Raw genomic sequence first — 14,444 nt, 5'->3', positions numbered from 1 at the left:
CAAACACAAAATCTACACAGATCAGCTTTATCACATGATACAATAACAACATGCATCCCGGAAATTCTGTGAAAATTCAGCATATCCGATCCGGAATGAACATTGAAGGAAAAGATAATACTGGTAGCTTATCCTTGTCAATATTGTAACCCATTTACAAAAACATAAATAGGTTACAAGAGAAAGAAGGACGCTTCCTGTAGGAATGGGTATCAGCAGAGCAATGGTGACAGGTTACACTGAGGCTCTTCCTGGTTGATACATTGCAGGTACTTATTGACAGTTTTTCTGCACAAACCCAAGGCTTTGGCTATTTCCCCCTGTTTTAGCCCTTCTTTCTACAGTTGCTTCATACGCTGTAATATCCCAGATGTTACCTTTCTGCGTTTGTTCGGTTTCACAGCAGAACCAGTTACCTCCTCCACCGTTTCAGGCTTCTCATCCTGGAGAACCGACTCACTTGAAGCAATAGAGGTTCCGGTGACTTCAAAGATATCTTGCTTGAGATCGGGAGAAGTAACGGGAATTTTCTGGGATTTCACAGGTAAGGGTAAAGCATCCTTTTCATTCATCCTACCGACAAAGTGAAGAAACAGCCCACCCTCTTTGCTGATCTTAAGAACAGGCACCTCTTCATTTTTCTCCCCGCTCCTTGATTTGACAACCTTAAGGAAACGGTATTCTCCTCCCTTCCGACACGGGCACAAGGCTACGATCGTATGGGCTATATTCTTGAGTTCCTTCGTACCTATAATATCCTCCGAGTATACAGGTTTCCATGGTTTGTCTGTCTTAACGAAGCTCAGAACAAAGACAGTCAGGCAATGACCTCCCTGCCGATAGTTTACTATAATACTTTTCAGGGATTTATAAAACTTCTGCATACGATGGGGGTTGTCGCTTCCGTTATAACATCCGGGATGGTCAATGATGATCGTGCGATCTTCCCTGTATTTACTTTCTTCCGCACGCTGACGGATGTACTTTTCCAAGTCATCAATGGATGATATCTCTCCGGAAGGAACCACGGTAAAAGTGTCGGGATAGTTGACGTCTCCTCTACCATAACGTTCATACAGTTCGTCCTCACCGTTTTCTCCGTCAAGGTACTCCACCCTCTGCTTCGTGGCGTCCCACTTATCACCCAATATGCTCTTAACTATCGCATAGGGCGCGGATTCTTTACCCCCAGCCATCGCCAGCCCCATTTCTACAGAGAAAATGGATTTTCCCATACCTGTCTGCGCACAGATTACATGGAGTTCTCCCGGAGCGAAAAGACCTCGTTGGTGGGACGCTGCGCTTTGTCCCTTGTTACGTCTGAAAATATCATTCAGTGTTATGGATTTGACGTTTCTAGAGGGTTGCTGGGAAGGCTGAACCTCCTTTTCTTTCTTTGGGAAACGGGTCTTGATAATATTAAAGAATTTTATACCCTCTCTGATTAATTTTAGGCATGCCATTACCAAAAGCAACAATATCTGTTATTTTTTTTATTGTATTATTTTTCATAAGTCTTCATTTTTAAGTTAAATTCAGTTCCTATGTGCATAAAAAATGTAGGGGCTTAAAAAATAGGGCGCGAATATACTACTTTATTTTGAATCAGACTGTATATATGAAGAAAAATGCAGTCATTAACATATTTTACACTAGCCCCGTATGCTTTTGTTACAATCTCTCGTAAAATTTGTGCATTATCTCAATAGGGGCTTCTGCGAATTATACATCTTTTTATCGTTTTACCGTTAGGGAGAATAGATTGTTTCCCATTGTCTCCAAGGAATCTGCTTCTAGGTATAATTGTTATATCATAGAATAATACTTCTCGGAAATAGGTTACAACTCCCATGTAATATATCTTATGTAACCCTTCTTGAGAATTTGTTGATTCGTGTGTTGTTGATAGGAAGGATTACAAAAAAGGCAGCCTAATAAGCTACCTTTCATTTACCTTCAATCCAATTATTTACTTACATCCCAATCAAAAGAATAGACATAACCATTGATAGGTATATTTATAGTTAGAATCTTTCCCTTTTTTCTTTTAATGTTCATATATCCTATTATACCCTCATTGGGATGTACTGTTGTTTTCTTCAGATATCCTTGCCTTTTTATTTCCCTATCATTATCCATCATTTTACCCAATGTTTGTAGTTGATAAGATGATGCCATATTAGCTTGAAAAGCCGCATTTGCATCATAATGGTTGGTCACTGTTGTATAAGCGGTACCATTTGACGAATACGATGTGGAATAAGATGTAGAATATCCGGCACTTCCTGCACTAAGCCCAGAAGAAAAGCCATATAAGGCCATAGCCCAGTTTTGAGACTTTCTTATCTTTTTCTGAAATGCTTCATTTGTGTATACCATTAATTGATAATTATCTCCTTTATTAGTCAGCAAATGAGAAGTAACATCGTCCGGCGTAAATATGACCGACGAATCACACTGATTCTTGATGAAAATATCAACCCGATAATATTTTCCATAATCATCCTTCGTTTCATAAGTCGTAAGGCCAACAATAAAGCCATTCACATTTCTATATGCCCAAAGATTTCCATCATTATATTCTGTCATAACCGTAGAATCATTTTCTGATAGAATTAAAGTTTGTGCTTTGGATATTATTGAAATACACACAAAAAGAAATAAACATATATATTTCATACCTTCAATATAATTTAGATAAGTTACATCATAAGATGAGATTAAAATATAAATACGAAACTATAAATAATATGTGAAATATCCAAAAATAATTTAGCTGTAAAAAATAATAGAGAAGTAATCTACAAATACTAGCGTATTATATTTCCTTTTTCATTACCACATAATCAAATTACAGCTTATTCCTACCCCAACATGCCAACCGCCCGGATAACAAAATTCTACCTGTAAGCCTAACCCACAAAACTTCTTCTTCGGGATGATGATATTGTCATTCCTCACAGTCTGATACATGGTTTTAGGAAACACTATCAAGCGGTACTGTCTCGGACGACATCCACTTACCATACACATTAAAGACTGTCTTCATAATAAGCCTGTGTACATTGAACTGCCGTGTCGCCTATACACATCAGGCTCACTGTCTGCATATCCTTTCGTGACCTCATTCCGGACAAGCATTCTCCAGCAACTCCATACAAAATGGAAAGTATAAAAAAAATCCCTGGCCAAACTGATCGGTGTAAGTCCTTCACGCTTCAGTGACTATATTTCCGGTAAATGCGAACCTACCTTAAAAGTAGCCCGTGAGAGCAGTTGGTAATTGAATATTGATGCCAGTATCGTATTAGGAGTATAATCCCGATAGTTCCGAAATTTCCGACATCTACATACATAATATTGACGGCATTTTTATTTCTTGGGGTTAGCCGAAGGCGAAGAGTAAGTGAACGGAGTGAGTAATGACATACATAACTCCTGGAAGGAGATAAAAGTGTTATAAAAAAGTTTGCAAATCGTGTACACTTTATAATAGAAGTACATTTTTTGTAGTATATTTTATAACATCTACATTATCCTACCGGTTATGTATTACACACTCTCTACTATCGTATACTCTCTGTCTCTGACTTACCCGATGAAGAAAAAAAGAAGCTAAGTCATTCCTTAGCCTCTCTCTTTATAAAGATTTTCTATTACCCAAAACTCATGTCCCCATTGATTATCATATAATAACAGATCATAAACTTTCTCATTTCATATTATACCTTCTAATTAATTTATAAACGGTTGATTTGTAAAACCTGCCTCCTTTAGAAGTTACGAATCCTTCTTTATTAAGAATATCCGCTATCTCCTGCAGGGTATGTGCCTCTTTTACTAATGTACGCAACATGGCGACAGCTCTCCTGTTATTGGGATTGTTATCCGCTTTCTCCCTGCAGGTTCTGATACTGTTCTGAATTGCCTGTTCATGTTTATCCATTAAGTGTTCCGGATTACCCAGCCTGAATCCTCTTGCCTTCTTTGCCTGTAGGGCGGATTTTGTTCTTACCGCTATCAGTTCCGCTTCGTATTGTGAGATTGCCGACAGGATATGTAGCACTATTTTATTGGCTTGTGGGAAATCACAAAACACGATCTCCACATCATTCTCCAGAAGATTTGACAGGAAGGAAACATTTCTTGCCAACCGGTCCAGTTTGGCAACGATCAGTGTCGCTTCTGTTTTTCTGCAAAGGCTTAATGCCTCTTTAAGTTTGGGCCTTTCCTTTTTTCGGCCCGATTCAATTTCGACATATTCAGCAATTGGAGTTTTGTCACGAAGATATTTCTGTATAATCTCCCTTTGTGCTTCAAGTCCCAGTCCTGAATATCCTTGTTTCTGTGTGCTTACCCGAAGATAAGCAATATATTGATTGTTCATTGATTTTAAATTTTAATAGTTTTAACAGTGGTTCCGCTGACTAGATGGTCGTCTAATCTATGGAACTATTCATATTATTACATAAAAAAGACTTTCCGTGAGATTTTGAGTTCCTATAAACCCTGTTCTTTCACAGAAAGCCGTATTTTTAGATTCTGAATTTCTCAGAGATTCCCTAATACCCTATAATATCGTATGTATCAGAAATCCTCTTCTCATAGTCGTCCGTTTTCTCTACATTCTCGTCTATCACAGAAATGAGCATATCAAAGTAAACGTCTTCTATTATTTTTCTTTCTCCTTCAGAGTCAGGGATAAGATGTACTTTAAAGAGATCCTTTCCTTCATCGAGAATGATTCGTACCATTCCCGTATGCTTGAATCCCTGCACATGAAATTCCAGTCCGCCTTTGACCGGTTTTATCGTATCCATATCTACTCCCCATGACATTACTATAACGGGTTGTGTCTTTAGGATTGACCATATATACCCTGCCAGTTTCAGATCATAATTTTTGTTTTCCATATTCGATTTTATTTAAGTTGTAATATTCTGTATATATTCTCTGATAGTCTTCCATGTCCAGTTGTGGGAAAACGGAGTGATACATATAATAGAGGTCTTCCGCACTCCATAACTCCCCCTGATCGAGTAGGGCAAATATTTCATCCGTCGCTTCATCGAATTCATCATAGATACCTCTTCGTCTTCCCGGTATTTCAGCCTGGTGTGGATAAGTGTCAGTACAATTCTCAATAATATGTTCTACCAGTGACAGGCAGTTCACAAGGTCTTTCTTTATTGTAAATTCATGGTCTGTATGCGGTTCGTAATATCCACAGCTGAGATTGATACAACTGATTTGAAGCCCCCGTTCCTTTAGTTCCTGCACATCCGTCATCATTCCATGTGTTTCCCTGTATCCGAACTTTTTATATCCGGCAGCTTGAAGGAACTCGGGAGAACATAGTGAGATCCAGCCTATTTCATTAATAATATCCTGATATCCCCGTCTGTCAGGCTGTATAACAAATCGGCAGTCATTGAAAAAATCCATCACCGCTTTCCCTGAACCGACACATCCCACCTCTTCACTGACAAAGAATGCCAGTTTTAAGGTATCATACTTTTTCAGACATTTGAGCGCTATCCAGATTCCGTTCTTGTCATCGGCTCCGAGTCCTTCCTGTCTTTTGTTGCGGGAGCTGTAACCGAATATGATTTCCCCTGTTTCGACAGTCGTGAAGTCTTTTGAATGTAACCTCTGCACCTGGTCAAGATGTGCTACGATACAAGGGTATGATTCCGCCTCTCCCTTTGTTATGTACAAGTTCCCGGTGATGTCCGCTTCGATTTTGGTATCGGTAATTCTCTTGGTATAATTCCATATAAACTTTATCATTGCCCGTTCTTTTTCGCTCGGGCTATAAACCTTGTATAATTTCTTAAGCAATTCCATAATTCTTATTTTTTGTGGGTTAAACATTTATTTCATTCATCTCGTATGCATAAGGCAGTCCTGTTTCTTCATCTATCCCGTCATAAAGTTTGCCGTTCAATTTATGAAGTTCTTCCGCTTCCAGCAGTCTTTGTGCTGACTCTACGGATATTGTCTTTCTTTCATATTCACAAAGGATATTGTTCCATACCCGGTATATGATTATGTCTTCTGTATGCTCATAGTATTCCTCATCATAGTCGGAATAATGCCAGTTTTCCTTTTTGTACTCCTGTTCCGCTTTCTTCCGGCATTCTTCACAGCAATAGTCCTCTTCCGTTATTTCTGAATAGTATTTATCCTCTTTCAGAAAATCCTCTTCACATTCGGAGCATGATAGTACGTCGGAGTCATGGTGGTATTCTTCCAGTTTTTCTATCCATGTAAATTCTCCCAGATTCTCTACATCACAATAATATTCCTGCCCATGATAATATACGGTGGTGGTTTCACGACAATTGTATTCATGGAAATCATCGTATTCCCCCTCACCATTCAAAGAACCGTCAGTAATATCAAGTGCGATGTCGCCACTTCCGTAATTGTCCGCTGTCCTCCCGGATTGATTGTACCATTTGAATGAATCCTGATAGCTTAGGGTATCGTCATAGTCCAGGTCACATTCTATCCTGAATTTCCTGTCTGACAATGAATTCTCCTCCAGGTCAACAAAAGCTCTTGAATCACCACATCCGGCACCAACTTTCTTGTAACCGTCAATGTGTCCTCCCTTTATCAGAGCATCTATTAAAGCACGTTTGAGGGTGTTGTTCTCATCGGTAGCGTATTGTCTTTCCGCCAGTCTCCATATTTTTCCATTCTGGTCTGTAACCCTGTTGTAGATGACACACCTTGCTGTCACCTTTCCTTCTTCATTGATCAGGTATGCCGCGCTTGCATCGACTGAATTCGTATAGAAATAATGCAGTTTCCTGTCTACCATGCAGGAATGAAAATCTCCTTTACAGCAGTCTGATGAATAGATTCTCTCAAAGTCTTTGTCAACATGCAGTTTATTCTTCGGTAACCTGCCGTGAGTATACCCTTGCCAGTCCGCCGAGAATTCCTCGCACAGATAAGTCACTATCTGTTCAGGGAGGGTTCTGCCGAATTCTGTTTCCAGTATGAGCGAGCGGTAGAGTTTTCCCGCTTTCATTTTAAACACCTTTCCTCCGTTTTCATGGTTAATGTAGCGGATTGATCTGGTATCCCCGTCTTTACACAGCCCTTTCAGTTCGTCCGTTTCAAAGTTCCTGGAGTAAAAGAAGTCTCCGTCCAGCTCCAAGACATAACGTAATGACATATCTGAGTGCCCGCTTATAATTATTGTCCGGGTAATGGTCTTCTTCAATTCCGCCATTGAGGAAATATGAAGCAGCGTATAATTGTTTGTCTCTATTGCTTCATGCAGTAATCTCTTGTTCCTGATATATGCCAGCAGTATCTTGTTTTTTCTGCTGCATACCCCGTTTCCATGCTTGATAATTCCAAACATGTCCTTGAATTCTTCATAATTTTTAAATTTGTAGTATAACATAATCTTTCTTGTTTTAAAATGTTGGTAAATAAAAAAGGAGGACACCACGTTGATTGTGATATCCTCCTCAGATATAATTCCGGTATGTTTCAACCGTCTCTCAAATGAATGGAATATGTAGTTCTTCCAGCACTTCCATTAACTTTTTTGCACCTTCTTTTGATGCTTCATTTCTTAGGTCCGTCCTTCTTTGAGGATCTGCATACACTTTCAATATCTCTACAATAGTCCTGAATAATGTCTGTTGTAGGGTTTGGTGAAATGTTGTCGTTGCAAGTGCGAATCGTTTTTCATTCCACCCGTAATCATTCAAGGCCCTTGCCAATTCCTGTGCCGCCTTGAACTCTCTGCTGTTTTCAATTTCAAATCTTTCCATTTTTCTTTCTGATTCGTTTTTAGTTAAAATATAGTTGCATTGACCGGCCATTTTTCTGCGTCAGTATCAATGAGCTGGTGTACATATTTATCTGACGGATATGCCTTTTCGGCTTTTAAAGTAGCTGCAATATAATTTGTTGCTTGTACTGTCAGCGAGGGCATCATTTCTATGAAGTCCTTGTACGTTTCCCCCTCTTCGGTAATTAAGGTATATTTGATTATATCGAAGGTGTAATGTGCCATACTTTATTCCTTTCCATTTTATTCAGAACCATTCCCGTTTTACTCACCGGTGTGCTCTGTCCGTTCATTTTCTTTTCTTAGCAACTGAAGTTCCACCTTCTCCGTATCAAATTCATAATTCATGCACTTTTTAAAGTTTCCCATTAAAAGAAGCAGGGGAAATAACATCCCGTGCCTGCAATTCCTTCCGTGCTCGTCTAGTGCTGATTTACAGGTGTCACAATGGTATATGTCCTGTATACATGTTACGCTCATATATTTTCTCCTTTCTGATTTTAATTCAACAAAAGAAGGAAGAAAGACCTTGTTTGTTATTTTTAGATCTTTCTCCCTTCATAGGATTTTTAGATGTTCCGGTTTATCTCAGAAACCATCCGTAATTTTCAGTGTCTTCCCCTCTCAAGGCTTTCTGAATGCCCACTGCAAAGTCTGTGGCGTTCTGATTCCTTTCGAGGAATTTGTCAATATAGGACTGTTTGGCCGCCTCGTTAAGAAGCTGCATCAGGTCCCAGCATGAAATTTTTGCTCTTCCGCGTAAGCCGAAGTTAGGGTTGTCAATATAGCCTTTGGTGGCTGCATTGATGTTTGAATCACCTAAGATAACTTTCGGTAATTCTTTCATTTGTGATGCCGGTAATACCTGGTAAAGTCGTAAACGTCCGATTATTTGGCAGAACTGTTCCTGGGATATCATTGTTCTTCCCAGATTCTCAAGAAGCCTCAGATTTTGTTCGGGGTTGAATTCCCGGAACAGTTTTAGTGCGGCTATATAGATATCCGTATCGCCCATCACTTCCAGACGTCCTGTCAAGCCGTCACATGTCAGCATAAGATTGCTGCATACCCTGACTCTCCATCCGATAAAGATTTTAAATTTTTCAGGGGATTTTTTTCCGTACAGGTTCTCTTCGTTCAGGCTTCTTACGCCGCCGATACAAAGATGCACTTCCTCACCGTTCATTTCCCGACATATGGTTCGGATATGAAAACAGAATGCCATTCTCTGATAATAGATGGTTTCGTCTTCAGGTTTGAGTTCTTCCTTCCTCTTTGTCAGTGCGGAAGGATGTCTGCCTAAAATCTTGTGTGAGACTCTGATTTCCGTATTACCGAAAGTTTCTCCTGCAAAAAACATGCTTGCCGCCTCCTCGATACGATGTATAAAAGTCTGGTGGCTGATTGTAAGCTGATTGTCTCCAAAGCTGGGTACAATACAGTTCGTTTCCAGTTCTTCAAGTGTAATGCCTGAAGTGTTTGATTCAATAAAATTGGGATGTTCCTTCTCCTGTTCCTTTTCTGATACGATTACTGCATCTTCGATAAAGGTTGGGGTGATCATGCCCATTCTTGTCCTCCTTGTGGATGGTAATAATAAATTGGTTGTTTCCATATTTTTATAGTTTTTAATTGGTTAATAAAATCCGATAAAAGAAAAAGCCAAGAGGTTCATTTCTTTGCTTTTACAAATATTCCTCTTAGCTTCTTGATTCCCTTGAGTATGGATGTGGTTACCTCAAGGATGGTTATTATTACGTCCTGTGCCTTATCATAATCCATTCACTAGACGTTCTATGGGTTTTCAGTTGCTACATTGCCTGTATCAACTTTACTTGTGGCGGATTTACGTTTGCTCCTGCCACTATACTTTTCTACAAGTTCCACAATAGTTGAACCTGCCACAATGATCTCAGCAATGTATGCTGCGATTCTGATTCCTTTCATTAAATGTTTCATTTTTCTCTTGGTTTTTGTTGTTGGTTAATAATATGTTCTCTTTTCTCTTATTTTTATTTATTTCTGTCATATATAAGGGTTTAAGGTGAAGAGGGAAGGAGAAGAAAAAAATAAAGAGCCGTTATCAAGACTCTTCGTCCTGACTTGGCTCTTTGATAGGCTGTCATACTTTCATTACCCAGACTGTAGCTGTGATAATTACTGGTACCGCTGCTATCCTTCGAATTGAATCGCCCAATGATCTTCTAAGTATTGGGGTCAACCCGGAAATTGTTTAATCTTGTTTGAAGCGGTGTGCACCATTTAGTACCGGTGCAATCTCCATGCTTCAATTTATTCTCATCTATAAGGATTTCGGGTGATGGGAGGGGGAGGAAAAACAGTCATGAAATATATATGTCGCTGGTAAGAAAAAACTGGTTAAGTAAAAAAATAAATCTATTACTGTAAAATTAATTCGTCGTTTTCCTTTATTTCATCACTGGCTATGATTTTGATACTCAATGTGGTATATCATAATAAAAGCGGGACTGTACCCAGTTTCTGAGACAGTCCCGCTTTGGTATAATAGAGGATACCCGTGGGAAATAGTGGGAGGTATCCTCTGATAAGAAACAGCTCTGTAAAAAAGTGCACTTTCACAAGCATCACCTTTTCCTCTGTTTCCCATGTGTACTCTTCACATTTAAGTGAAGAAAGGGTTATTGCAGAAGTACGGGCTTTCACAAGTACGGACTTCTTGGGGTATCTCACAGAGAGAGCACTTTATATAAAGTATCAAAGGTGGGGAAAAACTCTCCTGTGAGAAATAAGGGAATATTTAAATTTCTGGACATTCATCCGTTTTTATTCAGCTATACAGATACTTACCCGGTTTTCTTCAGGTGTATTGTATGGCTGAACAGTATCACCTTTATAATCTATTGTAATCCTGTTCGCTGCGATACCTTTTGCTTTCAGGGCTTCAGCGACATTATTTGCACGTTTCTCTGATAATTTGCTATTGATTTTCGCATTACCAGTATTAACGTCCGCGTATCCGGTCACATTAACTTTGACAGCAGGATGTTTCTTCATGTATTCTACCAAAGAAACAATCTTGACCTGTTGGTCATCCAGGATCTTGGCAGAGTTGATGGCAAAGAAGATATTCTGTTTCATAGGTTCTACTACCACTTCTTTTTTAGGCTGTGGTTGTTCTACTACAGGAGCAGGTTTAGGTTGTTCCACTACCACAGGCTCTGGCTCATAATAAACAGGAGCAGTTTTTGTATAGCTTTTACCCAGTTTAATGCTTACACCTACAAGGGCATTCAGTTGCCAGTCACAGTTACCAGCTTTCTTGGAGTTGAACTTATCAGACAATACGTTCGCATTTCCTTCGATATTAATGGACAAACGATCATTCAGACGAAGATCACAACCAAGCCCGAAGCGACCCGTCGGAAGAATCTTACCTTCTTGCCAAAGATACTCCAACTCATAAGTTCTTGTATCAAGCGCATTGGCTTCATCGTTATCAAAACCACGATTCAGTCCCGCACCGGCAAATATGTAACCATTGAACACCCGCCTCGGATTGAAACCACAGAACAAAGTACTGAGATCAGCCATAATATCCACATTGCCTTGCAGATATTTATACTTATAGTTCTGCTGCGGATTAACCCATCCACCTTTTGCCTGCCAGCCACTTACACCAACACGTGCACCGAATGCAGGAGCAAACTTATAACCAACATTAAGGGCGGCAGCCGGAGAAATAAGGTCAGTGAATTGGGCTTCACCAACGGTATGGGCCGCTCCTATCTGCGCTTGAATGAACCAATGAGGCTTAAATGTAATTTTACCTTCTTCTTTGATTTGTTTTTCTTGTGCAAAGATTACCGTACTGTTAACTAATACTACAAATACAGCCATCCACAGTTTCTTTGTATTCATGCTTATCTTTTTTTATACGATATTGCATTATCAGTGAAAGGGTATCCTTTCTAAAAAAGATACCCTTCCCTTTTTTTCTAATTTTTAATAGGGGATTATTTATCCGCCGGTTTTTGACCATTAGGATATACCTTGATGGCAGCTATTCTTTCTGCAACACCCCAGAAATGCTTGATAGATGCCTTTACAAACATCGTATATTCTTCTTGAGTGTCAGAGCCCTTAGCATTCTTGAATACCAATTCATTAGTGTTTGAATCAAATGTCAGGGAAGCGTCAGCTCCACATACCTCTTCTAATGTCAAACATGCAGGATTATCTGGTGTTAATTGATTATCCACAATAGTATTACCCTGAGCGTCTTTCTTCATGCTAACTTTTACATTACCCATGTTTAGATCCCATTCAGGCTTTTCTACACCATAGTATTTGTAAAGTTTATCAGCATATTTTTCTTTCTCTGCTGTAGCTCCTTCAATAGCATTTTCTGCTACGGTATAACCACGGAAATCAACCATTGTAAATGCATCTGCAATAGCTACCCTAGAACCGGAATAGATACCATCCTCAAACGCTCCTTTAATTTCAGCTTTAATAGCCAATGGATTGACAAATACAAAATTGAATTCTTTTACATTGTAATAGTTATTGTCATTAGCTTTGCCCCATACAGTAGCTTTTACATTTTTATATTTAGCAGTTTCTTTGGCTTGTACTGTTTCAAGGTCTGTTAACAAGTCTTGACCCGCACGTTTCAGGTGAATAACAGGTTCGCTAGCCTTCCACTGGTTTCCTTCCCAACTTAACCATACCAGATTATTGCCACCTTTGGTTAATTTCCAACCATTGGATAAAGCTGGTACATTGCCTGTATAATCTGGAGTATAACCATTAGGTTGGTCATTCAATGCGAACTGGATATCCCATCCAGCGCAATCCAAACCGATGTTCTTAACAAATCTGCCTTTATCATCCTTGTTAAATGCATTAATCAATGGGTTAGCATACTCACATACTTGATCATCAGCACCATCTACATCATAATGAACCGGATAAACTGGATAATATACCGGGGTTTCGGCAGTGTTGTCCAGCCAGTAGTTCTTGACAATACCTATTAAGGCTGGTTTATTGTCAATAGAAATAGTAGTTTTCAAAGAGAATAGCACATCACCATTCTTGCCTGTTGGATCAACGTACTTCAAGTTGATTGTGAACTCTTTAGACAATTCTGGAGCGATTGTTACATCGTTATTCTGAATAGTCCATTTTAAAACAGTTGTTCCTTGTTCCGGGTCAGCTGCAGCAACCAATTCAGCAGTACCTGTACCTGTTACCTTTTCAAGTTGAGTGTATATAGAAGTAAATTCTTCCTTAGACATATTAATGTCATCATGTCCGTAAACTTCGTTTGTAATAGTTTCCCACTTAACAGACATTGTATATTCGCCACAACTTAAGGCTTCTGTGAAAGTTTGAATTTCTCCACAGTCGATAGGATTTACAACCGCTGCTTTTTCTGCGAATTTTACTTTGAAATATTTTTGGTCTACCAAATTATCGTTTACTGTATCCCTTAACATAACACAGATAATAGGTTCTTTGTCACAAGCAGCCTTCTTGTCTGTATTACCTGCTGGAAGTTGTGAAGTTAACTGATAACCATCCTCCAGTAATTTAGCGAATTTTTGTTGATCCGTTCCGACTGCACCTAAAATATATGGATCTTGAGGAATTTCAAAACGGAATGCCAAACCGTACGCTTTTAATTCTTCTGTAGTAATTTCTTCAGCTTTCTCATCATCACCTGTACCAGACATATAGCAACCTGTTACTAATAAACGCAGGTCAAGCGGTTCTTCGGATAAATAGTTAAGTTCGGATGCTATACCTTGTCCGATTTGATATGCATAAGCAGTAGCATAATTAGCATAATGTTGATGGTTGTCCTTTGTGCAGCCATATTTTGCAGTCTTCCAATCATCCCATCCATTAGTTTGTTTTGTCAGAGCAGCAATGGATGGAGTGAATGAAGTTTCAGCCAGACGAGTGTATTCAGAAGTGATTATATTTTCTTCCTTGCCGGTAGCATCTAGTACAGCCTGTGAAGAAGCTACTTGTGCAGCTACCATGTTTATTTTTCCATTGGTGAGTTCTAATGATCCTCCAGCTACTTTGTTAACAGTTACCTTCAAACGTCCTTTTGCTTCTACATCGTAACTTTTAGCTGTGATTAAATCATCTACATCGCCCATATCTGCTCTAGTCTCAACATTTTTATTTGATATGAAATGAGGCATAGCAATATCATCTTTAGTAAGGTGGGCCGGGCTTAGCTGATAATAAACAGTAGTAGCACCATTATCTACAGTCATCGCTGACGCACCTGTTTTGTCCACCAACTCCTTACTAGCATTTAACATTTTGGGAGTATATTTCAATGTACGGAAGTCTATGGCGCAGGAATTCCATCAATGAATAATCTTGGAATTAGAGTCACGCTGTTCAGGGTTCTGCTGTTAACCAACGTATATCCGTCTTCATATCCAGGTATGCCATATAGCATGATTTTACCATCTTCATTTTTGATGGCGGTAATAGTTCCCTCTGCTAAATAAGAGTTCCCAGTATCTGTAGCGTTAGCACCTTCATGTTTCCACCAGGTTTTTGTGTCACTATTCGGTTCATACCATATATCTGTTCCATTGTCACCTTTAGCACAGAT

The 14,444-nt window shown here is 39.2% G+C and carries 13 protein-coding genes and 2 pseudogenes; 1 reads left to right on the top strand and 14 read right to left on the bottom strand.

The genetic code is table 11. From position 1 onward, the window contains the following. Positions 1-338 precede the first annotated feature (338 nt). The 3 genes and pseudogenes from ACESQI_RS01535 to ACESQI_RS01525 all read right to left on the bottom strand — a co-directional run. Entirely contained in the window at positions 339-1,463 is a 1,125-nt protein-coding gene (locus tag ACESQI_RS01535; protein ID WP_157463335.1) for an AAA family ATPase, read from the bottom strand. 502 nt (positions 1,464-1,965) lie between these two features. Further along, a complete protein-coding gene (locus tag ACESQI_RS01530; protein WP_055171774.1) occupies positions 1,966-2,679 on the bottom strand; it encodes a hypothetical protein in 714 nt (237 codons plus the stop codon). Between the two features lie 156 nt (positions 2,680-2,835). Continuing rightward, a pseudogene (locus ACESQI_RS01525) lies at positions 2,836-3,000 on the bottom strand (hypothetical protein); the annotation flags it as partial. Between the two features lie 175 nt (positions 3,001-3,175). Here ACESQI_RS01525 and ACESQI_RS01520 point away from each other — a divergent pair. Continuing rightward, positions 3,176-3,283 (top strand): annotated as a pseudogene (locus ACESQI_RS01520) (helix-turn-helix domain-containing protein); the annotation flags it as partial. Between the two features lie 429 nt (positions 3,284-3,712). Here ACESQI_RS01520 and ACESQI_RS01515 read toward each other — a convergent pair. From ACESQI_RS01515 to ACESQI_RS01465, 11 genes are all read right to left on the bottom strand, one after another. Further along, entirely contained in the window at positions 3,713-4,387 is a 675-nt protein-coding gene (locus ACESQI_RS01515; protein WP_055171771.1) for a recombinase family protein, read from the bottom strand. Positions 4,388-4,562: 175 nt separating this feature from the next. Further along, positions 4,563-4,913: a hypothetical protein gene (locus ACESQI_RS01510; RefSeq protein ID WP_055171769.1), complete on the bottom strand. Its 351-nt coding sequence runs from the start codon at positions 4,911-4,913 to the stop codon at positions 4,563-4,565. Then, the gene (locus tag ACESQI_RS01505) at positions 4,894-5,874 is read right to left on the bottom strand and encodes a hypothetical protein (RefSeq protein WP_082431384.1); all 981 of its coding nucleotides are present in this window, start codon (positions 5,872-5,874) and stop codon (positions 4,894-4,896) included. The genes ACESQI_RS01510 and ACESQI_RS01505 overlap by 20 nt, the downstream gene beginning before the upstream one ends. Beyond that, positions 5,867-7,423, bottom strand: a complete 1,557-nt coding sequence (locus ACESQI_RS01500) for a hypothetical protein (RefSeq protein ID WP_055172024.1) — start codon at positions 7,421-7,423, stop codon at positions 5,867-5,869. The genes ACESQI_RS01505 and ACESQI_RS01500 overlap by 8 nt, the downstream gene beginning before the upstream one ends. A gap of 100 nt (positions 7,424-7,523) precedes the next feature. Continuing rightward, positions 7,524-7,799: a hypothetical protein gene (locus tag ACESQI_RS01495; RefSeq protein WP_055172021.1), complete on the bottom strand. Its 276-nt coding sequence runs from the start codon at positions 7,797-7,799 to the stop codon at positions 7,524-7,526. A 23-nt stretch (positions 7,800-7,822) separates the two neighbouring features. After that, complete coding sequence (locus tag ACESQI_RS01490) at positions 7,823-8,044, bottom strand: hypothetical protein (protein ID WP_048694667.1); 222 nt, start codon at positions 8,042-8,044, stop codon at positions 7,823-7,825. 358 nt (positions 8,045-8,402) lie between these two features. Further along, a complete protein-coding gene (locus tag ACESQI_RS01485) occupies positions 8,403-9,434 on the bottom strand; it encodes a DUF3871 family protein (RefSeq protein WP_055171764.1) in 1,032 nt (343 codons plus the stop codon). Between the two features lie 179 nt (positions 9,435-9,613). Beyond that, the gene (locus ACESQI_RS01480) at positions 9,614-9,766 is read right to left on the bottom strand and encodes a hypothetical protein (RefSeq protein ID WP_215714984.1); all 153 of its coding nucleotides are present in this window, start codon (positions 9,764-9,766) and stop codon (positions 9,614-9,616) included. Between the two features lie 525 nt (positions 9,767-10,291). Further along, the gene (locus ACESQI_RS01475; protein ID WP_157463334.1) at positions 10,292-10,531 is read right to left on the bottom strand and encodes a hypothetical protein; all 240 of its coding nucleotides are present in this window, start codon (positions 10,529-10,531) and stop codon (positions 10,292-10,294) included. Between the two features lie 93 nt (positions 10,532-10,624). Then, positions 10,625-11,719, bottom strand: coding sequence for an OmpA family protein (locus tag ACESQI_RS01470; protein WP_055171763.1), 1,095 nt, complete (start codon positions 11,717-11,719; stop codon positions 10,625-10,627). Between the two features lie 95 nt (positions 11,720-11,814). Continuing rightward, positions 11,815-14,142: a hypothetical protein gene (locus ACESQI_RS01465; RefSeq protein WP_055171761.1), complete on the bottom strand. Its 2,328-nt coding sequence runs from the start codon at positions 14,140-14,142 to the stop codon at positions 11,815-11,817. Positions 14,143-14,444 lie beyond the last annotated feature (302 nt).

Origin of the sequence: Bacteroides sp. HPS0048, assembly GCF_964240755.1 — a bacterium.
Classification (GTDB): domain Bacteria; phylum Bacteroidota; class Bacteroidia; order Bacteroidales; family Bacteroidaceae; genus Bacteroides; species Bacteroides nordii.
The sequence above is the reverse complement of the archived record's forward strand: the minus strand, read 5'-3'. Positions and strand labels throughout refer to the sequence as shown.

Bases quoted from the DNA above. Each gene is read 5' to 3' on its own strand.
- ACESQI_RS01485 (WP_055171764.1), bottom strand. From the start codon at position 9,434: ATGGAAACAACCAATTTATTATTACCATCCACAAGGAGGACAAGAATG.
- ACESQI_RS01490 (WP_048694667.1), bottom strand. From the start codon at position 8,044: ATGGCACATTACACCTTCGATATAATCAAATATACCTTAATTACCGAA.
- ACESQI_RS01480 (WP_215714984.1), bottom strand. From the start codon at position 9,766: ATGAAAGGAATCAGAATCGCAGCATACATTGCTGAGATCATTGTGGCA.
- ACESQI_RS01505 (WP_082431384.1), bottom strand. From the start codon at position 5,874: ATGTTTAACCCACAAAAAATAAGAATTATGGAATTGCTTAAGAAATTA.
- ACESQI_RS01510 (WP_055171769.1), bottom strand. From the start codon at position 4,913: ATGGAAAACAAAAATTATGATCTGAAACTGGCAGGGTATATATGGTCA.
- ACESQI_RS01470 (WP_055171763.1), bottom strand. From the start codon at position 11,719: ATGAATACAAAGAAACTGTGGATGGCTGTATTTGTAGTATTAGTTAAC.
- ACESQI_RS01515 (WP_055171771.1), bottom strand. From the start codon at position 4,387: ATGAACAATCAATATATTGCTTATCTTCGGGTAAGCACACAGAAACAA.
- ACESQI_RS01535 (WP_157463335.1), bottom strand. From the start codon at position 1,463: ATGGCATGCCTAAAATTAATCAGAGAGGGTATAAAATTCTTTAATATT.
- ACESQI_RS01530 (WP_055171774.1), bottom strand. From the start codon at position 2,679: ATGAAATATATATGTTTATTTCTTTTTGTGTGTATTTCAATAATATCC.
- ACESQI_RS01465 (WP_055171761.1), bottom strand. From the start codon at position 14,142: ATGTTAAATGCTAGTAAGGAGTTGGTGGACAAAACAGGTGCGTCAGCG.
- ACESQI_RS01495 (WP_055172021.1), bottom strand. From the start codon at position 7,799: ATGGAAAGATTTGAAATTGAAAACAGCAGAGAGTTCAAGGCGGCACAG.
- ACESQI_RS01500 (WP_055172024.1), bottom strand. From the start codon at position 7,423: ATGTTATACTACAAATTTAAAAATTATGAAGAATTCAAGGACATGTTT.